The organism is Roseateles sp. (assembly GCF_036486225.1).
Classification (GTDB): Bacteria; Pseudomonadota; Gammaproteobacteria; order Burkholderiales; family Burkholderiaceae_C; genus Roseateles.
The window spans coordinates 1-1766 of the sequence record NZ_DASVNZ010000106.1 but is presented as its reverse complement, the minus strand read 5'-3'; the positions used below and the strand labels follow the sequence as shown (position 1 = coordinate 1766).

The following is a 1766-nucleotide window of genomic DNA, read 5'->3' as shown; positions in this document are numbered from 1 at the left end:
CGGCCGCACCGAGCAGGCCGCGCGCGCCGCCGAGCTGCTGCCGCGCGGCGTGCACCGGCGCCTGGACGCCTATGTCTCGGTGCAGGACCACCTGCCCGCGATCTACGGCCTGGGACGCTACGGCGTGCCGTCGTCCGCGCCGCCCCAGCGTCAGGCGCGCGCCAAGCAGCTCAAGGCCTACCTGGTGATGCAGGAGCAGGCGATCGCGCAGGGCCTGGCGCAGCTCCAGCATCTGCGCGAACTCTTCGCGGTCACGCCCGGCGCTCGCCAGGGCCTGTGGACGCAGATGATCGGCGCCGACGCGGTGCCGGGTCTTGACAAGCTCTACACCCACGCGCCGCAGGTCGTGGCCGACGCGGCGTACCGGTCCTTCGACCGTTCGACGCGGCGCAAGAACCGGGCGCTCGATCACCTGCTGGCGCTGCACGGCGAGACCTACACGCAGAACTCGATGCGGCAGTTCCTCGGCCACCTCAGCCCCGAGGAGGCCGAGACCCTGCTGCTGGAGAACAAGGCCACCTGGCTGCGCGACATCGTCCAGTTGACGCGCGACCGCGCGGGCGGCTTCGATCCCTGCCGGCCGTCGTGGGACGTGGCGGACAACTGCGGCGGATTGCAGCGCCGCGCCAGCCTGCTGCTGGGCTTCAGGCAATGGCACGACCGGCCGCTGACGCGCGTGCTGCGCGAGCAGCGCTTCACGATCGTCGCGACGCCGGGCGCCAGGCATCAACCGTGGCTGCTCGACGGCCAGGACGACGCGGTGCGGCTGGCGCCGTCCGCCGGGCACGCGGTGCAGCCGGCCGACCGCGCGCAGGTGCGAGAGGACCTGCAGCGCATGCCCTGGCTGCGGCTGCCGATCCCGGCCGGGCTGCTGCGCGCCGGGCAGCGCAGCTCGCGCTACCGGCTGATGCCGGGTGTGGGCGAAGCGCGCCGACTCATCCTCGGGCCCGATGAGGACAAGCGCTGGTGGCTGCTGGGCGAGTTCCCCGATGCCGCCGCCGCGCGCCGCGGCGCGGCCAGTCTGCGGCTCTTCCTGCGGCACCTGGACCAGGAGAGCGAGGGCCTGCACGTCGTCGAGCATGTACTGCTGCGCCCGCTGCGGCAGGACGCGCTCGCGCATGCGCGCTTGGGGCTGTCGAAGGACTTCCATCAGCTGCGCGTGACGGTGGTGCTGCCAGGATGGACGCAGCGCACCTCGCAGCCGGCCTTCCGCCACTTCGCGGAGGAGACGCTACGCATCAGCTGCCCGTCGCACCTGACGCTGCGCTGCGTGTGGCTGGACGCGGAGACTATGCAGCGCTTCGAGGACACCTATTCCGCCTGGCTGGAAGCGCGACTCGCCTGGGCCGGCGCGCCGGACGACGCGCGCGCCCGGACGCTGGCGGACGAGACCGCCTGCCGCGTGATCGAGCGGCTGGGGATCGAGGATCCGACGATGGACGGCGGTCCCGACAGCGGCGGCGGCCGGCCGCCGCCCGGTGAGGACGACGGCCACGCGCCGATCGTGCAAGGCCATGCGTGAATCCGACCGTCCTTCGCCGCACATCGTCGAACGCATGACCGTCGACGCCGACTTCGGCGCCTGCCTGGGGTTCGGTCCGGGAACGGGTCAGGGCCAGGGCCTGGGTCCAGGTGGTCCAGGCATGGGGGCGTCGCCGGGCGAGACCGAGGCGCGCCTGGTCGCCTGCGTGCAGGGCCCGCTGCTGCGCGTGATCGACGAGGTCTTCGACGCCTGCTGCCCGCCCGAGGAGCAGTGGCGCCTGGAC

The 1766-nt window shown here is 73.2% G+C and carries 2 protein-coding genes; both read left to right on the top strand.

The genetic code is table 11. The features are described from left to right. The coding region (locus VF536_RS07670; protein WP_331614228.1) for a hypothetical protein at window positions 1-1522 on the top strand (1522 nt) is incomplete at its 5' end. Further along, a partial coding sequence (locus VF536_RS07665; protein WP_331614227.1) for a hypothetical protein occupies window positions 1515-1766 on the top strand: 252 nt, incomplete at its 3' end. The genes VF536_RS07670 and VF536_RS07665, both read left to right, overlap by 8 nt.